A 25459-nucleotide genomic window follows, 5' to 3' on the forward strand; every position below is an offset into this window, starting at 1 on the left:
ATGAATACTCAAGAAATCGACGCACAAAGTTTGCAAAAAGCCTATCGTCTTTTTGAGAGTGGAACTATAGAGCAGATAGAAGTAGGTACCACTAAAGGATTATGCGAGATACATCGCTATCTTTTTGAGGGACTTTACGATTTTGCAGGTGAGATACGTCGGCTAAACATCAGCAAGGGCGGTTTTAAGTTTGCCAATGCGATGTTTTTGCACGCTATCCTACCCGTAATAGACCAAATGCCTGAAAATACTTTTGAAGAAATTGTAGCCAAATACGTAGAGATGAATATTGCCCACCCTTTTATGGAAGGCAACGGACGTGCTACTCGTATATGGCTCGACCTGATACTCAAAAAACGCTTAGGCAAAGTAGTGAATTGGCAACTGATAGATAAAGCTCCTTACCTCCAAGCAATGGAGCGTAGCCCTATCAACGATTTGGAATTACGCTTTTTGTTGCAACCTGCCCTTACTGATAAAGTAAACGACCGTGAAGTAATTTTTAAAGGTATAGAACAATCTTATTATTATGAAAGTAATGATTAAAACAATGAAAAGACTTCTGTTGATAACTATTCTTTCTTTGGTAACAATTTCTTGCCAGCAGAAGAAAGCAACAACTGAAAAAACAGCAGTTACTCTCACTTATTCTAATTTAGTAGATACCGCTACCCAAGATGAAGTGCAAAAAGCCCTTATAGCAGCCGGAATAGCTGAGCAAAATGTAGCCTCTTTTTTAGAGAGTGTAGCCCTTTTTAACGAAACCGTAGGCGATAAAGCAGGCTTAGTACCCAAAGGATTTGTAACTATTGATAGCCTATTACCTAAATACGATGAGGTTGCTATACAAAACATTTGGACAGCCAAATACCCTATGTTTCAAGGCTATAATTGCAGACTTACCTCCTTTACCCTCTTGCGTGATTTGATTACTTTCCCTACGGATAAAAAGTTTGCTAGCAAAGAGGAAGACGAGGTGCTTTTTATAGACCGTGAGTCCTTGCACAATACTCCTAAGAAGTTCTTTACCCCTGAGGAAGAAAACAACTTTTTCACTCTCTTTACTGAGGTGCCCACTACTAATACCAAAGATATAAACACCCATTTGCGGGTGATGCAACAGGCGTGGAAAGAACGCGGTATCAATTTCCGTTATAAAAACGACCCTACTAAGGCATCGCTTATTTTGGCAGTCTTCCATTCACAAATCACCCCAGAGGAGAACACTCTTTTTGTAGGACACGTAGGGGTATTAGTACCTTTTGACGGCAAGCTGCTCTTTATAGAAAAACTCGCTTTTCAAGAACCCTATCAGGCAATAAAATTTGAGAATCGCACCCAGCTCAGTGATTACTTAATGAACCGATATGATGTAGAATGGGAGCAACCTAATGCTATTCCGTTTATAATGGAAAACGATGTGCTAATGGACGGCTATCGCCCCAATCCATATAAAAAAGAACAGCGATTGTAAGAAGATAATTGTCATTTGTCAATTAATTTCTATCTTTGCAAAAAATAAGTAGGTGTATTATGAGTGCTATAGTAGCCATTGTGGGACGACCGAATGTAGGTAAATCCACTTTTTTTAACCGTTTGATAAAACGCCGTGAGGCTATCGTGGACGCTGTAAGTGGCGTAACACGCGATCGCCATTATGGTAAAACCGACTGGAACGGGGTCTCTTTTTCTGTTATTGATACAGGTGGTTACTTAGCGGGAGGCGACGATTCTTTTGAGAAAGAAATCAACAAACAAGTTGCCTTAGCCATAGACGAAGCCGATGCGATTATCTTTATGGTAAACGTAGAAGAAGGGCTTACTGGTATGGACGAATCAGTGGCTGAGTTGTTGCGTAAATGCCGTAAACCGATATTAGTAGCGGTAAACAAAGTAGATAGCAACAACCGTTGCAACGATATGCACGAGTTTTATGCCTTAGGTTTTGAACATCTCTACGCCCTATCAAGTGTAAATGGTAGTGGTACGGGTGAATTGTTAGACGATTTGGTCGCTCTCTTGCCCGAAAAAGAAAAACAAGAAGAAAACACCTTACCGCGCTTTGCCGTAGTAGGGAGACCTAATGCGGGTAAATCGTCCTTTATCAATGCTCTTATAGGTGAAGATCGTTATATTGTTACTGATATTGCAGGTACTACACGCGATGCTATCGACACTAAATATAACCGCTTTGGATTTGAGTTTAACTTAGTTGATACAGCAGGTATCCGTCGTAAAGCCAAAGTGAAAGAGGACTTAGAGTTCTACTCAGTAATGCGTTCTATTCGCGCCATTGAACACTCCGATGTGTGTATTTTGATGCTCGATGCTACGCGTGGTTTTGAAAGCCAAGATGCTAATATCTTCTGGTTGGCACAACGCAATCGCAAAGGCATCGTGATATTAGTAAACAAATGGGATTTGGTAGAGAAGGAAAACAATACAGCTAAACAGTACGAAGCGGCTATCCGCAAAGAAATAGAACCTTTCACTGATGTACCCATCTTGTTTGTATCGGCATTGAATAAGCAACGTATCTACAAAGCCATAGAAACGGCTGTAGCAGTGTATAACAACCGCACCAAGCGTATCCCTACTCGCAAACTCAATGAGGTGATGTTGCCTATCATTGAGAACTATCCCCCTCCCGCGATCAAAGGGAAATACATCAAGATAAAATTCTGTACCCAGTTGCCTACACCTATGCCACAGTTTGCTTTCTTTGCTAATTTGCCTCAGTATGTAAAAGACCCCTACAGGCGTTTTATCGAGAACAAACTCCGTGAGAACTTTGATTTTAATGGTGTGCCTATTGACGTGTATTTCAGACAGAAGTAATACTATTGAAAAAAATGAAAAAAAATATAGCAATCATAATGGGAGGTTACTCTAATGAAGCTCCCGTTTCTTTAAAGAGTGCTGCAGTAGTAGCCAAACACCTCAACCAAGATAAATATGTACCCTACCCAGTGCGTATCGACCGTGATAAATGGGTGTATGTAGATACTCAAAACAACGAACATCCTATTGATAAAAACGACTTCTCGGTAACAGTAAACGGACGTAAAATTACTTTTGATGCTGTTTTCAATGCCATTCACGGTACCCCAGGTGAAGACGGTTATTTACAAGCCTATTTCAATTTGATTGGCTTACCGCTCACAGGATGCAGTATGTATGCTTCGGCTCTTACGTTCAACAAACGCGATATGCTATCAGTACTCAAACCTTTTGGCATTCTTTCAGCCCCTTCTTACTATCTCAACAAAGGTGAAGACTACAACACTGCTGATATTGTAGCCAAAGTAGGCTTGCCTTGCTTTGTGAAGGCTAATAAATCAGGGAGTAGTTTTGGAGTGTATAAAGTATATGAAGAGGAACAACTGCCTATGTATATAGACAAAGCATTTGAAGTAGACGACGAAATCCTCATCGAAAGTTTCTTGAAAGGTACTGAAATCTCTATCGGGGTAATCAACTATCGCGGGAAAATAAAAGTTCTTCCAATGACTGAGATTGTATCCGAGAATGATTTCTTCGATTATGATGCCAAGTATAACGGCAAGTCGCAAGAAATTACCCCTGCGCGTCTTTCTGCCGAAATGACGGCTAAAATCAATGCTTTGGCAGAACGTGTATACCGATTGTTAAAAATGGAAGGCTTCAGCCGAAGTGAGTTCATCATCGTAGATGATACACCTTATTTGCTCGAAATGAATACCACTCCAGGGCTTTCAGAAGCTAGTTTATTGCCTCAACAAGCTAAAGTAGCAGGCATCAGCCTTGAAGAACTATTCGAAAGCGAAATAGAACGAGTATTGAATCACTAACCATTAATCGTTAATCATTGAAAAGAGCTTTATTTCCAGGGTCGTTTGACCCCATTACCTTAGGTCATTACGATATTATCAAACGCGCTTTAGACCTATTCGATGAAATTGTGGTTGCCATAGGTGTTAATGGCGATAAGAACTATATGTTTACGGTAGAACAACGCAAAGAGTTTATCGAAAAAGCCTTTGCCGATGAACCCAAAGTAAAAGTTACTACTTACCAAGGGCTTACAGTAGACTTCTGTAAAGAAATTGATGCTCAATTTATCCTCAGAGGTTTGCGCAACCCAGCCGACTTTGAGTTCGAAAAAGCTATTGCACATACTAACCGCAAATTATCTCAAATAGAAACTGTCTTTTTACTTACGGCAGCACGTACTTCGTTTATATCATCGTCTATTGTGCGCGATGTTATTCGCAATCACGGTGATTATACCGTATTAGTGCCCGAAAGTGTGAGAGTTTAGTGATTAGGGATTAGAACTCAGTAAAAGAAGAAATAATAATAAAACTTAAAAATATGTGTGGAATTGTAGGTTATTTAGGCAAACGTGCTGCTTTTCCCATCGTGATTGATGGGTTAAAACGTTTAGAATATCGCGGATATGACAGCGCTGGTTTTATCTTAAACGCTGAGAGTTTTTACGGAGAAAAAACCAAAGGCAAAGTATCCGATTTGGTAGCCAAGGCAGGAGAAAATGTTCCTACTTATGGCTGCGGTATGGGGCATACCCGTTGGGCTACCCACGGAGTGCCTAACGATATTAATTCACACCCTCACCGTTCCAACTCTGGCAAGATTGCTATTGTACACAACGGTATTATTGAGAATTACGAGAGTATCAAGCAAAACCTCATCAAAGAGGGTTTTGTATTTCATTCTGATACTGACACCGAAGTATTAGTAAATTTCATCGAATACTTCAAAGAAAAAGAAAACGTCAATTTAGAGACTGCCGTGCGCTATGCCCTCAACGAGGTGGTGGGTGCTTTTGCCATTGCTGTAATGGAAGAAAGCAAACCTGAGGAAATAGTAGTAGCCCGTTTGGGTAGTCCGTTGGTAATAGGGGTAGGTGATGGTGAGTTTTTCATCGCCTCCGATGCCTCTCCTTTTATAGAATATACCCAAAACGCTGTGTATTTAGAAGATGGCGAAATGGCTACCATTCACCTCAACCAACCGTTGAAAGTGATAAAAATAGGTAGTAATGAGCAGGTGAGTCCGTTTGTACAACAACTCAAACTAAACCTCGAAGCCATTGAAAAAGGTGGCTACGACCATTTTATGCTCAAAGAAATCTACGAGCAGCCTAAGTCTATCCAAGACACGATGCGCGGTCGCCTCTTGCCCAACCACTCTACCAAACTATCAGGAATAGATAATCATTTAGAGACTTTCCTCAATGCCAAACGCATCGTTATTGTAGCGTGTGGCACTTCGTGGCACGCAGGTTTGGTAGGTGAATATCTGTTAGAAGAATACGCTCGTATTCCTGTAGAAGTAGAGTACGCCTCAGAGTTCCGCTATCGCAATCCGATTATCAATAAGGGGGATATCGTTATTGCTATTTCACAATCAGGCGAGACCGCCGATACCTTAGCAGCCCTCAAATTAGCGAAAGAAAAAGGGGCTTTTATCTACGGCATTTGCAATGTGGTAGGTTCATCAATTGCGCGTATCACCCATTCAGGCACTTATACTCACGCAGGTCCTGAAATAGGGGTAGCTTCTACCAAAGCCTTTACCACCCAACTCACGGTGCTCACCCTTATCGCTTTGCATTTAGGACATAAAAAGGGTACCCTCAGTACGGAAACCTATCACCGCCTTTGCAAGGAATTAGAACGTGTGCCACAGTTGCTCGAAACCACTATCAAAACAGTCGATCGCAAGATATCCGAGATAGCCGAAAGCTATAAAGCAGCTACCAATTGTTTGTATTTAGGTCGTGGTTTTAACTTCCCTACCGCTTTGGAAGGGGCTTTAAAACTCAAAGAAATATCCTATATTCACGCCGAAGGCTATCCAGCTGCCGAGATGAAACACGGACCTATCGCCCTTATCGATGAGAATATGCCGGTGATATTCATAGCACCATCTAAAGGGCATTATGATAAGGTAGTTTCCAATGCACAAGAAATAAAGGCGCGCAAAGGTAAAATTATAGCCGTAGTAACCGAAGGCGATACCCAAATGGCGGGCTTAGCAAACCACGTGATTGAAATACCCGAAATCAGTGAGGCTCTCACCCCTATTTTAGCCTCAGTACCTTTGCAGTTGCTGTCCTATTATATTGCTATCAAGCGCGGTTGCAATGTCGATCAACCTCGTAATTTAGCCAAATCAGTAACCGTAGAATAATTTGGTAATTTCCCAATTTCTCAATTAGAAAAAGAGTCAATTTGTAAGTATACAAATTGACTCTTTTTTTGTTTGAAGTGAGCTCGATATAACAAAATACTATTTTTTAATTGCTTTTTTACTATATACCTTGCCAAAGTTTCTGTTCGCTCTTCGTGCTACGTCCCTTACCAAAATAGAAATCCCTTAACTACCTTCTTTTTAGTTCTATCTTAGCTTTAACTTACTTCCTATTTAGGTTCATCTTTTGTTCGTTGTAGACCCACTGTAGACCCACTGTAGACCCACTGTAGACCCACTGTAGAGCCACTCTTCGTTCATCTTACTGCCGTTATACCTTGCCAAAGTTTCCGTCCGCCCGTGTAGCTCGACCTTGTCTTGCTATGACTTTTTCAAAGTTGAAATCATTGATAGTCAATCTTATTGACATTACATTTATAGGGGCGCTTGTAAACGCCCCTATAAAAATAAAACTTTTTGAACAGCTTCTTTTTTGTGTTTTACTATTCAGTAAATTCGATTACGTCAGCTGAAACAGTTACTGTGTATTGCATACCAAACCAGAAAAAGAAAGAATGTATTTCTACAGTTTCATTGATAACCGCTCTTGAAGAGCCTACCAAATTGGCATTTTGAAGCATTTTAGCTCTTGCTTTTTCCACCAAGCCACGTCTTCCACCTCCTACAATAAGAAAATATTGATTAGAAGCTTCTCCTTTCACGTGTTCTACTACTTTAAAGTTATTTTTAGCCAATACCACTTGAGTAGTATGGTTATTTACATTGTGTGATAACTCTCTTGTACCTCCACAACTTGCTAACAGTAGTGCCAAAGCACTGAATAATACGATTTTTTTCATTTGTTATTGATTTAATTTTGATGTTACGATATGAGTAAGGGCAACTTTTAGAGCATAAAAAAAGCGTGAATGTTTTGTTCACACTTTAAAAAGGCTCTGGTATGCCCGAAACAGGTATGTAACAAAAACAGTTCACGCCCTTATGGGGCGAGAAACCATTTGTTAATTCACCTCTGTTTCTATTGAATTTACCAGATTCTTTTTAAAAGGAATATTAACAACTTTCTCTTTAAATCTTATGTGTATTTTTCTATTCTTCTATATCTCAATTGTTTTTATTTGGTGCAAAAGTATGAATTAATTGTAAATTACAAATGATAAAAGACAATTTTTTTGCAGAAAAATAAAGTTTTTCCCTTTTTTCGTCATTCGTATTTCGTATTTCGTAATTATTTATTACTTTTGCCCTCTGTAACAAAAATTTAAACCAATGAATACCGTAAATCGTTTATTCGATATACCTTATTATCAACAATCTAAACACCCTTTAGAGGTCGCTTTTGCTACCAAATACAACGGTGAGTGGGAAAAAACCTCTACCGCTGAATATATCCAAAAAGTGAATTCCGTAAGCCGAGGCTTATTGCGCTTAGGTATTGAAAAAAATGATAAAATAGCAGTCATTTCAAGCACTAACCGTACCGAATGGCACGTGCTCGACATCGGGATTTTACAAGTAGGCGCACAGAATGTACCGATCTATCCCACTATCAACTTAGAGGATTTCGAGTATATCCTCAACCATTCGGAATGTAAATACTGTGTCGTTTCCGATAAAGAATTATGGGAGAAAATTTCTTCTATCCAAGATAAATTGCCTCATCTAAAAACTATTTTTACCTTTAACGATGTACCTTATGCTCACCATTGGCAAGAAATCCTCGATTTAGGCGCCGATGAGAGCAATCAAGCAGAAGTGGAAGCGCGCAAAGATAGCATACAGAAAGACGATTTAGCAACTATCATCTACACTTCGGGCACTACCAGCCGCCCAAAAGGGGTAATGCTCTCTCACTGGAATATCATCTCTAACATACTGAACTGCCAAGACCGTTTGCCTATTACCGAAGGCTCTACAGCACTCAGCTTTTTGCCTGTGTGTCACGTGTTTGAGCGTATGCTCACCTATTTGTATCAGTACGATTGTCTAAGCATTTATTTTGCCGAATCTCTCGATAAAATCAGTGATAACTTACGCGAAGTAAAACCGCATATCATTACAGTAGTACCCCGACTCATAGAGAAGATTTACGACAAAATCTTCGCAAAAGGGGCAGAACTTAAAGGCATTAAACGCAAACTCTTCTTTTGGGCACTCAATTTAGGCTTCAAGTACGAACCTTATGGAGCCAATGGCGCTTGGTATCAGTTCAAACTGAAAATTGCACGCAAACTCATTTTTAGTAAATGGTGTGAAGCCTTAGGCGGACGCATACAGATGATTGTCTCAGGTAGTGCTGCCCTCTCACCGCGTTTGGCTAAGGTGTTTTCTGCCGCAGGGCTGAAAATTATGGAAGGTTATGGTCTTACCGAAACCGCTCCCGTTATTGCAGTAAACCGCGAATCGGGTAGATTTTGGAAAATAGGTACCGTAGGGAAACCTATTGTCAATATAGAAGTGAAAATTGCCGAAGACGGTGAAATACTTGTGAAAGGCGAGAATGTAATGTTGGGCTACTATAAAGACCCCGAGCAAACAGATCAAAACATCACCGATGGTTTCTTCCACACAGGCGATATAGGCGAGCTTGACGCTGATGGCTTCCTTAAAATCACCGACCGCAAGAAGGAAATCTTCAAAACTTCAGGCGGTAAGTACGTATCACCTCAGCTGATAGAAAACCAGTTGAAACTCTCTCGTTTCATCGAGAATGTGATGGTAGTAGGCGAAGGTGAAAAGATGCCAGCGGCTATTATTCAGCTCAACTTCCCGTTTGTAAAAGAATGGGCGCGCCGTCATAAAGTGAAATTAGGAAAGACCAACGAAGAGATTATACAAAGCCAAGCCGTTCACGATCGTATTGCCAAAGAGGTAGAAAAGGTAAACAATCATTTAGGCAAGTGGGAACAAGTAAAACTTTTTGATTTCACCCCCGATGAATGGACGATAGACGGCGGTCATCTCACTCCTACTCTCAAACTCAAACGACGCGTGATTAAAGAAAAGTATATAGATATTTACAATAAGTTCTACAATAAGTGAGAGAAATAACCGATATTACTACTTTTTCTACCCAGCAACCTACGGTACTCACCATAGGCACGTTCGATGGTGTGCATTTGGGACATCAGAAAATTATTGAAAGGGTAGTAACAACAGCTCGCCAAGAAGGACTTTTAGCAACAATATTCACTTTCTTTCCGCATCCGCGAATGGTAGTGCAACACGACAAAGGCTTGAAACTCATCCACACTTTGGAAGAGAAAAAGCAACTACTCCAGCGATTAGGCGTCGATTTGCTCGTGGTGCAACCTTTTAATGAGGCTTTTGCCCAACTTACTGCCGAGGAGTTCGTAAGTACTATTTTGGTACAGCACCTCAATGTGAAAAAGGTGATTATTGGTTATGACCATCGTTTTGGGCGCAATCGTACCGCAAATATAAACGATATGCGCTTATTTGGTGAAAAGTATGGCTTTGCTGTGGAAGAAATATCGGTGCAAGAAGTAGATGAAGTATCGGTGAGTTCCACCAAAATAAGAGAAGCGTTGAACAAAGGAGACGTGACTACTGCCAAGCATTACCTCGGGACTCCTTACAGCCTCACAGGCACTGTGGTACACGGACTCAAATTGGGGCGTACCTTAGGCTACCCTACTGCTAATATACAAGTAACCGAAGACTACAAACTCATTCCCAAAGATGGCGTATATGCCGTGTATAGTTACATTGGCGAACGAAAAGTGTATGGAATGATGAGCATTGGCAAGAACCCTACTATCGAAGGTAAAGGAGCGTCTATTGAGGTCTATTTCTTTGATTTCAACGGTGACCTTTACGACCGTGAGCTCACAATATATTTTGTAAAATACCTACGTGAAGAGCGAAAGTTCTCTTCGGTAGCACTTCTTAAAAAAAAATTACAAGATGACGAAACAACAGCGAGAAAAGCAATTGCGTTATGACAAAGCTTATATGCGTATGGCGATGGAATGGGCAAAATTGTCTTATTCACAGCGCAAGCAAGTAGGAGCTATAATAGTAAAAGACCGTATGATTATTTCAGACGGTTATAATGGTACGCCCACTGGTTTTGATAACTGTTGTGAAGATGAGGAAGGCAATACCCATTGGTATGTACTTCACGCCGAAGCCAATGCGATAATGAAAGTTGCCTCGTCTACACAATCGTCAGAAGGAGCGACGCTCTATATCACAATGTCCCCTTGCAAAGAGTGCAGTAAGCTCATCTATCAATCGGGGATTAAGCGTGTGGTGTATAAGGAAGGCTATCGCGACAACGAAGGGTTAGCTTTTCTCGAAAAAGCAGGTGTAGAAGTCGTACATTTAGAAGATGTAAGTGAATAATCTTCTTTACTTGAATTTAATATTTACTCCAAGTAGCTGATATCCTTCCCAAGTGTTGGAGGTACAGAATTCCCAATTATATTTTACTTTATTAACTAAGAAAGTGTCTTCTTTTTTTATTTTGGTGATGCGTCTGTTAGCAATCGTTTTACCGGTGATATAGCCCACAAATAGGGCAATAGGGTAATCGGAAGCCCAGTGTACTTTACTTTGCATCATCTCGTAGCACATCAAGCCTAAGGCTGTGTAACCTACGGGCTTTATCCATTTGTAGTCGGGATAGTTTTCGGCAATCACTGTGAGTGCTGACATTGCAGTAGTGAGGTGTCCAGAGGGCATAGCGTCATACATAGGGGTATCCTCTTGGTAAGCTTTAAAGCTGGGAGCAAACGTCCACTGACTGTGCCAACGCCCGTCGTCTGCGGTTATAAATGGACTCTCGCGCCCTGTGAGTCGCTTGATAGGTTGTACAAATGCCCCCGATACGATGATGCTTTCCAATATCTGCATAGCAGTACTTTTGGCGCGATAATCACCTGTAATAAGACCATAAGTAGCCATCCCCCCACTGATAATGATAAAAGTCGTACCATTGCCAATAAAATACATTGCTGAGTTTACATCGGCAGGAATAATCTTCAAAAAGCCTAACTTCTTATAGGTATGAGCTTCATTTAGTCCTAAATTCTCTCCCAAATTTCTACTTTCTCTAATGAGCCAAGGGTCGGCAGGGATAAGAGCAGCAGTAGCACCAATAGCTGCCAATCCGTAAGGATAATTCGGTTTAGACACCATCTCCACTGCCGATTTACCTATGTTGCGTGGTATTTTGTTAAAGATATCTACAAAACGCGGTTTTTGGTATACATAGGTTAGATTATCATTGATTTTATATTGTTTGCCTGATAAATCTACTTCAGATGGGTGTGCGCCTTGCAAAGCATTTGCAAGGCTATCCAATGTAGTTTGTGGAATAGAGTCGTTTTCCTGTGCTGTAACAGGATATAGGGAGAAAAGGAGAAAGGATAGTAAAAAGTATTTCATCGAATGAGTTCTGTTAAAAAGCTATCGGTGTTTTTGTTGTTATAGAAGGCTTTGATTTCTTCGGCGTTTTCTTTGAGTAACTGGCGGATGAAAGCATCATAGGTAGTTTTGTGGTCTTCTAAAAAGCCGTTGAAATAGCGTTCGCTTACTTCCAAACCATTGGCTTTTTCAATCTTTAAAAGACGTTCGTACAAAGGAACTATATGCTCGCTGATGAGTGCTTTAGGCAATGCTTTGCGGTGTGATATAAAGGCGGTAATTTCATCTTGCTCATTGCGTACTATTTCAAAATTAGTAATCACCCAATAATAGCGCCCGCTTTTAGAGAGGTTCTTGATGATAGCGTGGAAATTATTATGCCCTTTGAGGTTTTCCCACAGTATTTTGAAAACTACTTTGGGCATATCGGGGTGGCGGATAAGGCTATGAGGCTGGTCGTATAACTCAGCCTCAGTATAGCCTGATACTTCCTGAAATGCCTTATTGGTTTCCATTATATGTCCGTGCTTGTTGGTACGACTCATCAGGGTAGTGGTTTTATCCCACAACACTTCTTCGTCTATGGGCACGGGACGTTTGATTGTTGGAGTTTCAGTCATTTTCTTACCTCTTATCTCTTACTTCGTATCTAATTTGTGAAGCCAATTACGCATATCCACTTCTTTGGCAATAGTGTTGCGCAATTCGGGAATGGCAATGCGCACTTGCTCCATAGTGTCGCGGTGGCGTAAGGTAACGGTGTTGTCTTCCAAAGTTTGGTGATCGACGGTTACGCAGAAAGGTGTACCTACCGCATCTTGGCGGCGATAACGGCGACCTACTGCATCTTTTTCGTCGTAAGCTACATTGAAATCGTACTTTAGCTCGTTTACTATTTGCTCGGCAACTTCTGGAAGTCCGTCTTTTTTGAGCAATGGCAATACGGCTACTTTGGTAGGAGCCAACACAAAAGGCAAGCGCAATACGGTACGGGTATCTCCTCCTTCTAACGCTTCTTCTTGCAATGAGTTAGAGAATACCGCAAGGAACATACGGTCGAGCCCGATAGAGGTTTCGAGTACGTAAGGAGTATAGCTCTTGTTTTCTTCGGGGTCGAAGTATTGCATTTTTTTGCCTGAATACTTTTCGTGGTTACCGAGGTCGAAATTAGTACGAGAGTGAATACCTTCTAATTCTTTGAAACCAAAAGGAAAACGGAACTCGATATCGCAAGCAGCATCGGCGTAGTGAGCGAGCTTTTCGTGTGGGTGGTAGCGATAGTTTTCTTCTCCCATTCCTAAGGATAGGTGCCATTTGAGGCGGGTTTCTTTCCAATACTCATACCATTGTTGTTGGGTACCCGGTTTGATGAAGAATTGCATTTCCATTTGTTCGAACTCGCGCATACGGAAAATAAACTGACGCGCCACAATCTCGTTGCGGAAGGCTTTACCCGTTTGGGCGATACCAAAAGGAATTTTCATACGTCCGGATTTTTGCACGTTTAGGAAGTTTACGAAAATACCCTGAGCGGTTTCGGGACGTAGGTATAAATCCATAGAAGCATCGGCAGAGGCACCGATTTTGGTGCCGAACATTAGGTTGAACTGCTTTACATCTGTCCAGTTGCGTGAACCTGTTTCGGGGTCGGCAATTTCGAGTTCTTCAATAAGGGCTTTTACATCGGCGAGGTCTTCTTTCTCAAGCGATTTACCCAAGCGGTGTAATATTTCTTCACCGCGTTGTTTGTATTCTAACACACGAGGATTGGTAGTTACAAACTGTTCACGGTCGAAAGCATCACCAAAACGTTTTTGAGCTTTAGCGATTTCTTTTTCAATCTTATCATCGAGTTTAGCGACGTAATCTTCTACGAGCACATCGGCGCGGTAGCGTTTTTTAGAGTCTTTGTTATCGATAAGAGGGTCGTTGAAAGCATCGACGTGTCCAGAAGCCTTCCACGTAGTAGGGTGCATAAAAATAGCCGCATCGATACCCACAATGTTCTCGTTCATTTGCACCATTGCGCGCCACCAATATTCGCGGATATTCTTTTTTAGTTCAACGCCATTTTGCCCATAATCGTATACGGCACCGAGTCCGTCGTAGATTTCACTTGAAGGGAAAATAAAGCCATATTCTTTGGCGTGAGCAATAACTTTTTTGAATTGATCGTCTGTATTTGCCATATATTCAATTGATTTTCAGTTATAAAATATAGATTAAAGTTTGTTTGAGATTGAAAATAATTCGACAAAGATACTATTATTTTTTGGAAAAAGGAGTAAATTTGCCGAAAAAAAATATATTAATGGTTAGTGGTTAATCATTAATGGTTAATAGTGAAATTGGGAGAGGACTATACAAAGCTTATAGGATAGATGGACAAAGAGTGGGTCTACAGTGGGTCTACAGTGGGTCTACAGTGGGTCTACAACGAACAAAAGACGAACAATGAACGAACAATGAACGAGGAGCGGAAGGAGAGAAGGTGGATTTAAGAGGAAGCTATTAACGACCTATTAGCTAAAAGAATTATGATTTTATCGGATATACTTTCGGTGTTATCACCTGCTTATTGCAGGGGTTGTGGAAAATTATTGGTTACAGGCGAGCAATTTTTGTGTGTAAATTGTAGAGAAAAGTTGGAAGAAACGAACTTTCATTTGCAGGCGGAAAATTTGTTTACCCAGCGACTGACAGAAGAGTGCGAAGTGTTTGCGGCTACTGCATTATTTTACTTTAAAAAGGACAATATGGCACAACATTTGATACATTCTTTAAAGTATAAAGGAGATGAGCAGATAGGGGAGTGGTTAGGGCAATGGCTCGGTGAAAAGATAAAGAATGCGCCTCTATTTCAGCAGGCTGAGGTGGTGTTGCCTGTGCCTTTGCACAAAAGCAAAGAACGCAAGCGAGGATATAACCAAGTAGCCTTGTTTGGCAAGACATTGGCTTCGGTATTACACCTTGATTATATAGATGATGTATTGGTGAAAATTGAAGCTAATACTACGCAAACCCGAAAGGTAGTGTGGCGACGTTTGAAGGAGAGTGAACATATATTTTCTCTTCAAAACACTCATAGAATAGAAGGCAAGAAGGTGCTTTTGGTAGACGATGTGGTGACCACAGGAGCTACGCTCACCAACTGTTATGAGCTACTGAAAACCGTGCCCAATGTGGAAATAGGCGTTGCTACAATGGGGTATGCGATGTTGGGATAAGAATGGAAATATATTGATAAACAGAAAATTAATAACTAAATATAAAATTGTATGAAGAACACTTTTAAATTAATTGTTGCAGCATTTGTAATGTTTGCATTTAGTACTAATGTAGGGGCTATGACCCTTAATGTAAATCAAATCGCTAAAAGCCTTATCGTAGACCAAGATGGTAACGGAGGAGTGAAAGTGAAGAAATCTTGCGATAAAGACGGCGAGAAAAAAGAGTGCAATAAAGATGGCAAAAAGAAATCTTGTTGCAAAAAAGACGGTAAGAAAGATGCTAAAAAGTCTTGCCACGAAAAAGGTGGTGAGAAAAAAGAAGTGAAAGCAGAAGAAAAACCTGTAGAATAATTTTTCACCCATTATAAAAACTTTTTTACACTGAAAAACCTTAGCATAAGTGGCTGAGGTTTTTTGGTATTAGTGTGATGTATGAAAAAACTTATTTATAGTCTGTTGAGTAGTGTAGTGCTATTGTTAGTAGCTTGTGGTACTGATATATTGCCTAAGCCTAAGGGAGTATTGCGATTGGAATACCCGCAAGCATCGTATCAGAAAGTAACCGAATTGCCTAATTGTCCGTTTACTTTTGAGGTAAATACGCTATCGGAATTGAAGTACAAGCCCCATTCGTGTGATGTTAATATAGAATATCCTGCGATGAAGGCTACGGTTTATCTCACTTATAAAAATGTGAATGGCAATATTCGTCAGTTGCTGAGTGATGCACAAAAGTTTACTTATGACCATACGATTAAGGCAGATAATATTGCTTCGACAGTATTTATGAACGATACGACCAAAGTGTACGGTATGTTTTACCAAGTGTATGGCAATGCAGCTTCGCAAGCACAGTTTTACGCTACCGATAGTGTGCGTCATTTTATATCAGGTTCGGTGTATTTTAGGGTGGTTCCTAATTACGATTCGGTACAACCTGCGAGTAATTATTTAGAAAAAGATGTGAGGAGGATAATGGAAAGCCTCCATTGGAAATAAAAAATAGAGGTAAAAGTTGGCAGTTTATAAATATAGCATTACTTTTGCCCCACAAAACACTGAAAAATTATGAGTTTACAAACTAAAGTAATGGAGGCTCTTAAAGAAGCGATGAAAGCCAAGGACACAGTGGCATTAGAATCGTTGAGAGCTATTAAATCGGCTATTTTGTTAGCCAAAACAGAAGCAGGGGCTGCCGAAGAACTTTCGGAAGCTGATGAACTTAAACTGTTGCAAAAATTAGTAAAACAGCGCAAGGACAGTGCGACTTTGTACGCACAGCAAGGTAGGAATGACTTAGCTGAGCCTGAATTAGCCCAAATGGCGGTGATAGAGAAGTTCTTACCGGCTCAACTCAGTGAAGCAGAAGTAGAAACTGCTCTGAGAGGGATTATTAACCAAGTGGGCGCTACTACGCCTAAGGATATGGGCAAGGTAATGGGTGTAGCCACCAAACAATTGGCAGGTAAGGCTGAAGGCAAGCTCATTTCGGAGATTGTAAAGAGATTATTGTCTTAGTAATATATAGTTTAAAAGAGGCCGCATAGTTCAACTGGATAGAATATCAGATTCCGGTTCTGAAGGTTGGAGGTTCGACTCCTCTTGCGGTCACGGAAAAAAAGCAGGTTGCTATATAGCAACCTGCTTTTTTGGTTGTGCTCTGTGGAGTGACGAGAGTGTAATGTGAGACAGTATATTAAGCAAACTCTAAATGCTGTAATTCTTTACCAAAAGCGTGCAAATGGCGTTGTATTTTTTGAGTAGTTTTGGCGCTAGGTTTACGTTTGCCTGTGAGATAGTGGCTTAGTTGCCCTTGATTTACTCCAGTAAGACGTTCTAATCCTGCCAATGAAATAATTTTGCTGTAATATTCTAAGAAAGATGCGGTGTCGTATTGATATATGAATTCTAAATCGGGGAACTCTTTACCTATTTCATCGTAATACTCTTTCATCTCATCACGACATAATAAAAAGTCATCTTTAGCCTCGGCTACTGTATTACCTTCTCCTATGATTCCAAAATTTAAATTATCATCATCTAAATAGATGCCATAAGAGCCATCGTTACCTCTTTCTATAATTGCTTTTACTTTCATATCTTCTGTTTATTTTTTAAGACCAGCTAATTTAAGAATGCTATTTAAAGTACCTGCTTTTACTTCTTGACTTTCGTGTCTACTAGTTGGGAATTCTTTATTAGTGAGAGGACTAAACCAAATGGGGTGATTACCTCCTTGCCTTACTATATAACAACCTGCTTCACGTAGTTTTTTGTGTAATTCAGAATACTTCATTTATTTCATTACTTAAATTGGTGTGGCAAAGATACGAATATTAATATCATTATACAAATTTTTAGTGTTAAAGATTCTATGATTATCTTCTATTCCTATTAAAGTAATTCACCTAAATCATCTGTTTTACGGATATAAAAAAGCAGGTTGCTAAGTCTTTAGTAACCTGCTTTTTTGGTTCAGATATTTTAAAACGATTATAAAATGAAATCGGTGTTGATGAAGTTAGAAGCACCGGTGCGGAGGAGGTTCTCTACTATCCTGTCGTTATAGTCGTTGTTTTGGAACGATACAAAAGTGCGGATAGAGAACGAGCGCAAGGCATCGTGTACGCTTAGGGTACCCACAGCTGAGTCTTTTCTACCAGTGAAAGGGAATACATCGGGGCCTCGCTGACACAAGCTGTTGAGGTTTACACGGCAGAGCATATTTACCAACATATCGATGAGAGGAGAGAGCTCGTGTGGGTCTTCGCCAAACAGACTGATTTGCTGTCCGTATTTAGAATCGGAAATCTCATCTATAATCTCGTTGATATTGGAGAACGGTTTTACTGGAATAAGAGGCCCAAACTGCTCTTCGTTATACACTCGCATTTCCTTGGTAACGGGATAAAGTACCGCAGGGAAAATGAAGTTATCAGTGCGCTGACCACCTTTCTTATTCTGAATAGTAGCGCCTTTGGCAAGAGCATCGTCTATGAGTTCTTGTAAGAAAGCAGGTTTATCGACCTCGGGTAGGGGAGTGAGGGCTACTTTTTCGTCCCACGGATTACCGAACTTGAGTGCATCTACCTTTTCGGCAAAACGCTTGAGAAACTCATCTTTTATCTTGGCGTGCACGTAGAGTATTTTTAGTGCTGTACAACGCTGTCCGTTGAAAGACAAAGCTCCTTTCACGCATTCGTTTACTGCCAAATCAAGATTGGCGTCAGGAAGTATTACCCCAGGGTTTTTAGCTTCCAAGCCAAAGACAAGGCGCAAGCGGTTTTTCTTAGGGTGCTGGTCTTGCAGTGCAATAGCTGTCTTGCTGTTGCCTATGAGTGCCAATACATCTACCTTGCCACTCTCCATAATGGGTGGTGCAACGGTGCGACCGCGTCCGTAAAGAATATTAATCACCCCACGAGGGAAGGAGTTTTGGAAGGCTTCCAATAGAGGCGTGAAGAGTAATACCCCGTGTTTAGCAGGCTTAAAAATCACTGTATTGCCCATAATAAGTGCAGGGATAATCAGTGCAAAGGTTTCATTCAGTGGGTAGTTATAAGGACCTAAACAGAGTACAACCCCTAAGGGGCCACGACGAATGAGGGCATAGACTCCATCGCGTTGTACGAATTTAGACGACTCGTTATCGAGTTCCTTATAAGCATTGATAGTGTCGTAGATGTACTCTACGGTACGGTCAAATTCCTTACGCGAGTCGTCCAAGTTTTTGCCGATTTCCCACATCATCAGTTTTACGACCTCATCGCGTTGCTTTTCCATTTGTTTTACAAACTTGAGCATTGCGGAGATGCGGTCTTTTACTTTCATTGTAGGCCATAAACCTTTACCTTTGTTATAAGCCTCGGTAGCCGAATGAAGGGCTTCTAAAGCATCAGCTTTGCCTAACGAAGGCACGCTACCCAAGAGGGTGCGTTCATACTTTTCAGTAGAAGAAATAGTGGAATAGATATTGGTGAACTCACCTTTCCACTCACGGAGTTCGCCATCGATAAGGTAAGTGTCTTGGCGAAAGGGTTTTACTTGAAATTGTTCTGGTATATTCATAATTTTTTAATTAGCAAATTAGTAAATTAGCAAATGAGTAGGGTATGTATATTTGCTAATTATCACATTAACAAATTATCAAATTGTCATACTCTTCCTTTGAGGGCGTTGAATACCCAAGCAATAGCGAAAAAGCCAATGCCTACTGCTCCGAAGCCAAAGCCTGCTACTTCGTTGTATTTGAAGGCTCCTAAAGCGATAAGCCCTAAGCCTACTACTATCATTATGAGGGTTGCCCACCCTAATACAGCATTTTTATTCATTATTATGATTACAAGTATTAGTTATCAGTAGGCAAAGGTAGAAAATAATTAGCAAATGAGCAAATTTTTAATTAATGGTTAATGGTTAGTGGTTAGTGGTTAATGGTTAGTGGTTAATGGTTAGTGGTTAATGGTTAGTGGTTAATGGTTAGTGGTTAATGGTTAGTGGTTAATGGTTAGTGGTTAATGGTTAGTGGTTAATGGTTAGTGGTTAATGGTTAGTGGTTAATGGTTAGTGGTTAATATGGTTAGTGGTTAATGGTTAGTGGTGAAATTGGGAGAGGATTGTACAAAGCTTATAGGATAAACGAACGATGAGTGGGTTTACAGTGGGTCTACAGTGGGTTTACAGTGGGTCTACAGTGGGTCTACAGTGGGTCTACAGTGGGTCTACAATGGGTCTACAATGGGTCTACAATGGGTCTACAATGGGTCTACAATGGGTCTACAATGGGTCTACAATGGGTCTACAATGGGTCTACAATGGGTCTACAATGGGTCTACAATGGGTCTACAATGGGTCTACAATGGGTCTACAATGGGTCTACAGTGGGTCTACAGTGGGTCTATAGTGGGTCTACAGTGGGTCTACAGTGGGTCTACAGTGGGTCTACAGTGGGTCTACAGTGGGTCTACAGTGGGTCTATAGTGGGTCTATAGTGGGTCTATAGTGGGTCTACAGTGGGTCTATAGTGGGTCTACAGTGGGTCTACAGTGGGTCTACAGTGGGTCTACAGTGGGTCTACAGTGGGTCTACAGTGGGTCTACAGTGGGTCTACAGTGGGTCTACAGTGGGTCTACAGTGGGTCTATAGTGGGTCTATAGTGGGTCTATAGTGGGTCTACAATGGGTCTACAATGGGTCTACAATGAATAAAAGACAGCGTGAGTTACACGGACAGATAGAGGAAAGACAAAGGTAACCTCCCCCTTACACATACCCAGCTTTCGCGGTACACATACCCAGCTATCGCTGGCTACCTCCAAAGGTGGAATTGTAGCGATGCAAAGACGAAGAATAGACGAAGAATGAACGAAGAAAAAGTGAAGCTAAGTTAAAGGTAAGGTGGAGATAAAAAGAGGGTTATTGTTAGTTTTTGACTTTGTAAAAGGTTGTGGTACGAAAAGCAATTAGAAACTTTGGTAAGGTGTATGGTCGAGAAAAGGGGAGAAGAATAGTGGTTTGCGATTTTGAAAGGGAGTGATGAAATGACGCTGAGATGAAGGGGAGAAGACTTTAACATTTGTTTTAAGAAAATATTAAGAATGAGTATTGATTTAGAAAAAGGATTTTAAGTTAATGTGTGAACTATTTTGACTATAATAATTAAATAGATTTAAAAACTCACCTTGTAAGACGTGCGCCTCTTTAATAAAACAGATAAAAAGAGGAGTATTTTTTAATCTTTGAAGATTTTTGAAGGAGAAAAATATAAAATTAGTACTTTTAATTCTATTTGATTATCAATAATATATGTTTTTGAAATAAAGAAAAAGAGAAAAAAAAGGAAAAAAGTAAGGTAAAAAATTTGCGCTATGTTAAAATATTCCTAATTTTGCGCCCAAATTAATTTATTCAATAAAGTAATGAAAGTAAAAATATCAATGCTAATGTTCGTTTTTGCATTGTTTAGCGGTGCGCTAATGGCACAAACGAAAGTAACTGGTACAGTTACAGGCAGTGACGGTGTGCCACTGCCAGGTGTGAGTGTTGTGATTAAAGGTACAACACGTGGTGTTTCAACTGACTTTGACGGGAAGTATGAACTACAAGCAGCTGCTAATGAAACTATTGAGTATAGCTTCTTGGGGTATAGTACTCTGCAAAGAAAGGTTACGAAAGCGAGCGGTACTCTTACCTTAGATGTGGTGTTACAAGAAGAAGCACAACAACTTGGTGAAGTAGTGGTAACTGCTTTGGGTATCAAACGCCAAGAAAAGGCACTGAGTTATAACGTACAACAAGTGAAGTCGGAAGAACTCACCAAAGTGAAAGATGCTAACTTTGTAAATACCCTCAATGGTAAAGTAGCTGGGGTAGATATCCAGCGCAGTTCGGCTGGTGTGGGAGGTGCTACCAAAGTAGTAATGCGCGGGGCTAAATCCATTAGTGGTGATAACAACGTGCTTTATGTAGTAGATGGGGTGCCTATTGGTAACCAATCCGATAGATCTGGTGATGGTACTTCTTTTGGTTCAGGCCGTGCTTCAGGTGAAGGTATTGCCGACTTTAACTCCGAAGATATTGAAAGTATCAACGTCCTCACAGGTCCTTCTGCAGCAGCTTTGTATGGTGCTGCCGCTGCCAACGGGGTAATTCTTATCAATACTAAAAAAGGTCAAGAAGGTAAAATGAAACTTAATGTTTCTTCTTCTGTAGAACTTACCAATCCTCTAATAATGCCAGATTTTCAAAATACCTATGGTAACAAAGCTGGTGATTATAACTCTTGGGGTGATAAACTTGCTACACCTACTTCTTATGATCCTAAAGATTTCTTCAAAACAGGGCTTACGCTTAATAATGCAGTAAACCTATCGGTAGGAAATAAAAATAATCAAACTTTTGCGTCAGCCTCTCATATACAATCGGATGGGATAGTGCCTAATAGTGCTTATCACCGTTATAATATGACTATTCGCAATACTTCTTCTTTCTTAAACGATAAGCTGGAACTTGATTTATCAGCAAGCTATATTCGTCAATACGAACGCAATATGGTTAGCTATGGTACTTATTTCAACCCTATTGTAGGTGCTTATTTATATCCTCGTGGTAATGATTTCGAGCAAGAAAAGTACTTTGAGCGTTACGATATAGGAGCAGGTTATGCAAAACAATATTGGTCAGTAGGTGGTTTTGGAGCTGATATCCAAAATCCTTATTGGATAGCTTATCGCAATATACGTCCATTAGCGAAAGATCGTTATATGTTCTCAGGGCAACTCAAATACAATATTTTGAAAAATTTGAATGTAGCCACTCGTTTCCGTATAGATAATACTTATACTGAGAAAGAAGATAAGCGTTATGCAGGTACTATACTTACCTATGCCAAAGAAAAAGGTTTTTATAGCTATGCACAGGAAACTTTCCGTCAAAAATATGTAGATATTATGTTGAACTATAATGCTACATTCAAAGAGGATTATAGCCTTTCTGCCAACGTGGGTTCTTCATTTGAGGATTATGATACCAAAGGAAGAGGTTACGGAGGACAATTGCTTCGTCTTGCAAATAAGTTTACTTATAACAATATCGACCCTAATAACTCTGTGCCTATAGAAACAGGTGGTGACAGTAGAAAACGTAATATAGCTGTTTTCGCTTCTGCTGAATTAGGATGGAAATCTTTAGTATATCTTACCCTTACAGGGCGTACCGACTGGCCTTCTCAACTCGTAAACACTAAAGAAGAAGCTATTTTCTATCCTTCTGTAGGTCTTTCAGGAGTACTTACTGAATTACTCTCTTCTGAACAACGCCAAAAACTATACCCAGTGTTGAGTTTCGCTAAAATACGCGGTTCATATACTGAGGTAGGTTCTCCTATCGCCTATACAGGTCTTACTAAAGGAACTGAAACCAGAGAACTCGTAGGGGGTATACCTCAAGCCTATAAGTATTATCCTCTTCCTGATTTCAAAGCTGAACGCACTCGTTCTTATGAAATAGGGTTAAATACTAAATGGCTTAAAAATACTTTATCATTCGATGTTACAGTGTATCATTCTAATACCTATAACCAATTGCTCAAAAGAGAATTGTCAAAAACATCAGGATATGACTATATGTTCTTACAAGCAGGTAATATCCAAAACCGAGGTATAGAAATGACTTTAGGTTATAACAAAGAGTTTGAAAAAGGATTTAATTTTGCTACTCATATTACTGCATCAGCAAACCGTAATAAAATTATAGAATTAGGTTCAAAAGTTCAAAACCCTCTTAATCCAGCAGAAACTCTTGATTTTTCTGAAATACAAGTAGGACGCTTCCGCTTGCGTGAAGGAGGTGATATAGGTGATGTATATGATAACAAACGAATCAAACGTGATGCTAATGGATTAGTAGACTATGGTAGTGGTACACTACTTACTGAAAATACTGAACCTTATAAATTAGGTAGTGTAAACCCTGATTGGACATTAGGTTGGAGTGGTAATGTAGGCTACAAAAATCTCTCTTTGAGTTTCTTGTTCAAAGCACGCCTTGGAGGTATTGTAATTTCCGAAACTCAAAAATGGTTAGATCGCTATGGAGTATCTAAAGCTACTGCCGATGCTCGCGACCTCGGATATGTACAAATGGGTAATTTCAAAGTAAACCCTGAAACTTACTATCGTGCCATTTCTGACCCTGGTATGAACTCTTACTACGTGTATTCAGCTACCAATGTACGTTTGCAAGAAGTCGCTCTTACCTATAGTTTTACTAAAGAACAATTAGGTAAATCTCTTTCTAATTTGAGTATTTCACTCATTGGTAATAACCTTTGGATGATTTATAACAAAGCTCCTTACGATCCAGAACTTACAGCAACTACAGGTATCACTGGTCAAGGTTATGACAATTGGATGTTACCAAGTTTAAGAGGTTATGGTGTAAGCGTGAAGTTCGGCTTTTAATAATTAAAAAAACGATAATGAAAAAAATAATTATAAACTCACTATTGCTTATAGGTCTTTTTAGTACTGCAAGTTGTACAAAAGACTATGAGGATATCAATAAGAATACTTATGGCGTAACCGATGATGAGTTAGCCAAAAGTGGTATAGTAGGCTATGGTAATAGTTTCCTACAAATGCAACAATACGTAATTCCTATTGGAGCCCCTGCTAAAACTACAGGACCTGGTAATGATTTGCAAGTTACCGACCTTATTTCCTCAGGGAACTATATAGGTTATTTCGGGAATAACAACAATTGGAATTTCAATATCGAAGCTACTTGGAATTTCAACGATGGTAGAATGTCTTATGCTTATGAATGCTTTTATACTAAGTTGTTTACCGAATGGAATTCTATTAAAAAATCTATCGGCAACTCTCAAGATGTACAACAAAAAAGAGCTTTAGCCCTTGCTAATATTATTAAAATTACAGCTTGGCTTCGCGCTACTGATGTATTCGGACCTATAGTGTATAGTAATGCTGGTAATGGCGATATAGCTCCATCATTGGATAAACAAGAAGATGTGTACAAAGCAATGTTACAAGAACTTGACCAATGCTTAGCTGTACTTGACAATGGAACTACAGTAATGGCCGATTACGACCTTATTTACGGTGGAAACATTGCCAAATGGAAAAAATTTGCAAATTCTTTGATGTTGCGTATGGCTGTACGTGCACACTTCAAAGATGCTGCTTTAGCTAATACTTATATAGCTAAAGCTTTGGCAGGAGGAGTGATGACTGAAGCTGCCGATGAAGCTAAAATAGCTAATTCACCTAAACAACCGCTTAAAAACTCTATGATAGCTTCTATAGATTACTCCGAAACTCGTATGGGGCTTACAATATGGTCTTACCTTAAAGGATATAACGATCCTCGTATAGCTGTCCTTTTCAAAAAAGGAACCTATAGAGATGTGGAAGATTATTATGCAGTAGCTCCTACAGCAAGTCTCCCTAAATATGAAGGTATTCGCAATACGGCTTTCTATGCTTCTATACCTAATGTAGACGATAATTCACCTTTGTCTTGGATGCGTACTTCTGAAGTATTATTTTTGAAAGCTGAAGCTGCTTTGTATGGATTAGGAGGACTTTCTGCTTCACAAGCTCAAGGTTTCTATGAAGAAGGTGTGAAAATGTCGTTCCAAGAAATGGGTACTACTATGCCTACAAACTATTTGTCAAGTACTAATAAACCTAAAGAATTGAATTCTTATTGGTATGCTTCTTATACTTATGATTTAGTAACTAACAACATCTCTCCTAAATGGGATGATGTACAAACAGGTAAAGAAGAAGAACAACATCTTCAAAAAATCATTACCCAAAAATATTTGGCAATGTATCCTAATGCGGTAGAAGCTTGGACTGAGTACAGACGTACAGGCTACCCATTAATTATGAAATATCAAGATACCTCTGCACCTAGTCGCATAGGTTGTCCTACCTGCTTTGTACCTGAACGCTTTAAATATTCTGCTAAAGATTATTTAACTAATAATAAGTTACAAACAGAAGTGCCTACATTGTTAGGAGGACCTGATGTAGGATCTACTCGCTTATGGTGGGTACGCCCTAATAGACCACAACAAAATTAACCTTAAATAATAAG

The 25459-nt window shown here is 39.9% G+C and carries 23 protein-coding genes and 1 tRNA gene; 16 read left to right on the forward strand and 8 right to left on the reverse strand.

The annotated features are described in order from the left end of the window. From fic to glmS, 6 genes are read left to right on the forward strand one after another with little or no spacing between them, the layout of a single operon-like run. The gene (fic, locus tag HW279_RS06325) at positions 1–546 is read left to right on the forward strand and encodes a protein adenylyltransferase Fic (RefSeq protein WP_178958369.1); all 546 of its coding nucleotides are present in this window, start codon (positions 1–3) and stop codon (positions 544–546) included. A 4-nt stretch (positions 547–550) separates the two neighbouring features. Continuing rightward, positions 551–1474, forward strand: a complete 924-nt coding sequence (locus HW279_RS06330) for a DUF4300 family protein (RefSeq protein WP_317165718.1) — start codon at positions 551–553, stop codon at positions 1472–1474. A gap of 59 nt (positions 1475–1533) precedes the next feature. Further along, complete coding sequence (der, locus tag HW279_RS06335) at positions 1534–2838, forward strand: ribosome biogenesis GTPase Der (protein ID WP_178958371.1); 1305 nt, start codon at positions 1534–1536, stop codon at positions 2836–2838. Between the two features lie 14 nt (positions 2839–2852). Continuing rightward, positions 2853–3830 (forward strand): D-alanine--D-alanine ligase, encoded by a 978-nt coding sequence (locus HW279_RS06340; RefSeq protein WP_034568054.1) that lies wholly within the window; start codon positions 2853–2855, stop codon positions 3828–3830. A gap of 17 nt (positions 3831–3847) precedes the next feature. Beyond that, positions 3848–4300, forward strand: a complete 453-nt coding sequence (gene coaD, locus HW279_RS06345; protein WP_002677379.1) for a pantetheine-phosphate adenylyltransferase — start codon at positions 3848–3850, stop codon at positions 4298–4300. A gap of 53 nt (positions 4301–4353) precedes the next feature. Further along, on the forward strand, positions 4354–6195 hold the full coding sequence (glmS, locus tag HW279_RS06350; protein WP_178958372.1) for a glutamine--fructose-6-phosphate transaminase (isomerizing): 1842 nt from the start codon (positions 4354–4356) through the stop codon (positions 6193–6195). A 503-nt stretch (positions 6196–6698) separates the two neighbouring features. Here glmS and HW279_RS06355 read toward each other — a convergent pair. Next, positions 6699–7055 carry a DUF6567 family protein gene (locus tag HW279_RS06355; RefSeq protein WP_002675412.1) on the reverse strand — a complete coding sequence of 119 codons (357 nt, stop codon included), beginning with the start codon at positions 7053–7055 and terminating at the stop codon, positions 6699–6701. Positions 7056–7485: 430 nt separating this feature from the next. Between HW279_RS06355 and HW279_RS06360 the strand changes: the two genes are divergently transcribed. Genes HW279_RS06360 through HW279_RS06370 form a run of 3 tightly spaced genes read left to right on the forward strand, consistent with a single transcriptional unit; the run spans position 7486 to position 10584 of the window. After that, a complete protein-coding gene (locus HW279_RS06360) occupies positions 7486–9258 on the forward strand; it encodes an AMP-dependent synthetase/ligase (protein ID WP_178958373.1) in 1773 nt (590 codons plus the stop codon). Further along, entirely contained in the window at positions 9255–10181 is a 927-nt protein-coding gene (locus HW279_RS06365) for a bifunctional riboflavin kinase/FAD synthetase (protein ID WP_178958374.1), read from the forward strand. The genes HW279_RS06360 and HW279_RS06365 overlap by 4 nt, the downstream gene beginning before the upstream one ends. Then, positions 10144–10584, forward strand: a complete 441-nt coding sequence (locus tag HW279_RS06370) for a deoxycytidylate deaminase (RefSeq protein WP_009411280.1) — start codon at positions 10144–10146, stop codon at positions 10582–10584. Before HW279_RS06365 ends, HW279_RS06370 begins: the two co-directional genes overlap by 38 nt. Positions 10585–10590: 6 nt before the next feature. Here the strand turns inward: HW279_RS06370 and HW279_RS06375 are convergent, their stop codons facing one another. The 3 genes from HW279_RS06375 to HW279_RS06385 are packed head-to-tail and all read right to left on the reverse strand — an operon-like array spanning position 10591 to position 13796. Then, positions 10591–11628, reverse strand: coding sequence for a phosphatase PAP2 family protein (locus tag HW279_RS06375; RefSeq protein ID WP_178958375.1), 1038 nt, complete (start codon positions 11626–11628; stop codon positions 10591–10593). Continuing rightward, entirely contained in the window at positions 11625–12227 is a 603-nt protein-coding gene (locus HW279_RS06380) for a PAS domain-containing protein (protein WP_178958376.1), read from the reverse strand. Before HW279_RS06380 ends, HW279_RS06375 begins: the two co-directional genes overlap by 4 nt. Before the next feature lie 18 nt (positions 12228–12245). Continuing rightward, positions 12246–13796 carry a glycine--tRNA ligase gene (locus HW279_RS06385; protein WP_178958377.1) on the reverse strand — a complete coding sequence of 517 codons (1551 nt, stop codon included), beginning with the start codon at positions 13794–13796 and terminating at the stop codon, positions 12246–12248. Positions 13797–14144: 348 nt separating this feature from the next. On the opposite strand from HW279_RS06385, the gene HW279_RS06390 reads away from it, so the two are divergent. The 5 genes from HW279_RS06390 to HW279_RS06410 all read left to right on the forward strand — a co-directional run bounded on the left by HW279_RS06390 (position 14145) and on the right by HW279_RS06410 (position 16448). After that, complete coding sequence (locus HW279_RS06390) at positions 14145–14834, forward strand: ComF family protein (protein ID WP_178958378.1); 690 nt, start codon at positions 14145–14147, stop codon at positions 14832–14834. Between the two features lie 51 nt (positions 14835–14885). Then, positions 14886–15188: a hypothetical protein gene (locus HW279_RS06395; protein ID WP_016479681.1), complete on the forward strand. Its 303-nt coding sequence runs from the start codon at positions 14886–14888 to the stop codon at positions 15186–15188. 81 nt (positions 15189–15269) lie between these two features. Next, positions 15270–15836, forward strand: a complete 567-nt coding sequence (gene gldD, locus HW279_RS06400) for a gliding motility lipoprotein GldD (RefSeq protein ID WP_178958379.1) — start codon at positions 15270–15272, stop codon at positions 15834–15836. A gap of 69 nt (positions 15837–15905) precedes the next feature. Next, the gene (locus HW279_RS06405; RefSeq protein ID WP_178958380.1) at positions 15906–16355 is read left to right on the forward strand and encodes a GatB/YqeY domain-containing protein; all 450 of its coding nucleotides are present in this window, start codon (positions 15906–15908) and stop codon (positions 16353–16355) included. Positions 16356–16374: 19 nt separating this feature from the next. Beyond that, positions 16375–16448, forward strand: a tRNA-Arg gene (locus HW279_RS06410). 85 nt (positions 16449–16533) lie between these two features. On the opposite strand, the gene HW279_RS06415 is transcribed toward HW279_RS06410, so the two are convergent. From HW279_RS06415 to HW279_RS06430, 4 genes are all read right to left on the reverse strand, one after another. After that, positions 16534–16935, reverse strand: coding sequence for a helix-turn-helix domain-containing protein (locus tag HW279_RS06415; protein ID WP_009411287.1), 402 nt, complete (start codon positions 16933–16935; stop codon positions 16534–16536). A gap of 9 nt (positions 16936–16944) precedes the next feature. Next, positions 16945–17133, reverse strand: a complete 189-nt coding sequence (locus HW279_RS06420; RefSeq protein WP_009422599.1) for a type II toxin-antitoxin system HicA family toxin — start codon at positions 17131–17133, stop codon at positions 16945–16947. A 197-nt stretch (positions 17134–17330) separates the two neighbouring features. Continuing rightward, complete coding sequence (locus HW279_RS06425) at positions 17331–18905, reverse strand: NADP-dependent glyceraldehyde-3-phosphate dehydrogenase (RefSeq protein ID WP_016479680.1); 1575 nt, start codon at positions 18903–18905, stop codon at positions 17331–17333. An 86-nt stretch (positions 18906–18991) separates the two neighbouring features. Beyond that, positions 18992–19168 carry a CAL67264 family membrane protein gene (locus HW279_RS06430; RefSeq protein WP_002675432.1) on the reverse strand — a complete coding sequence of 59 codons (177 nt, stop codon included), beginning with the start codon at positions 19166–19168 and terminating at the stop codon, positions 18992–18994. Between the two features lie 1586 nt (positions 19169–20754). Here HW279_RS06430 and HW279_RS06435 point away from each other — a divergent pair. Beyond that, positions 20755–23796, forward strand: coding sequence for a SusC/RagA family TonB-linked outer membrane protein (locus HW279_RS06435; protein ID WP_178958381.1), 3042 nt, complete (start codon positions 20755–20757; stop codon positions 23794–23796). A 17-nt stretch (positions 23797–23813) separates the two neighbouring features. Next, positions 23814–25445 (forward strand): SusD/RagB family nutrient-binding outer membrane lipoprotein, encoded by a 1632-nt coding sequence (locus HW279_RS06440; protein ID WP_048745485.1) that lies wholly within the window; start codon positions 23814–23816, stop codon positions 25443–25445. Positions 25446–25459 lie beyond the last annotated feature (14 nt).

This window comes from Capnocytophaga sp. oral taxon 903, from assembly GCF_013394785.1.
GTDB lineage: Bacteria > Bacteroidota > Bacteroidia > Flavobacteriales > Flavobacteriaceae > Capnocytophaga > Capnocytophaga ochracea.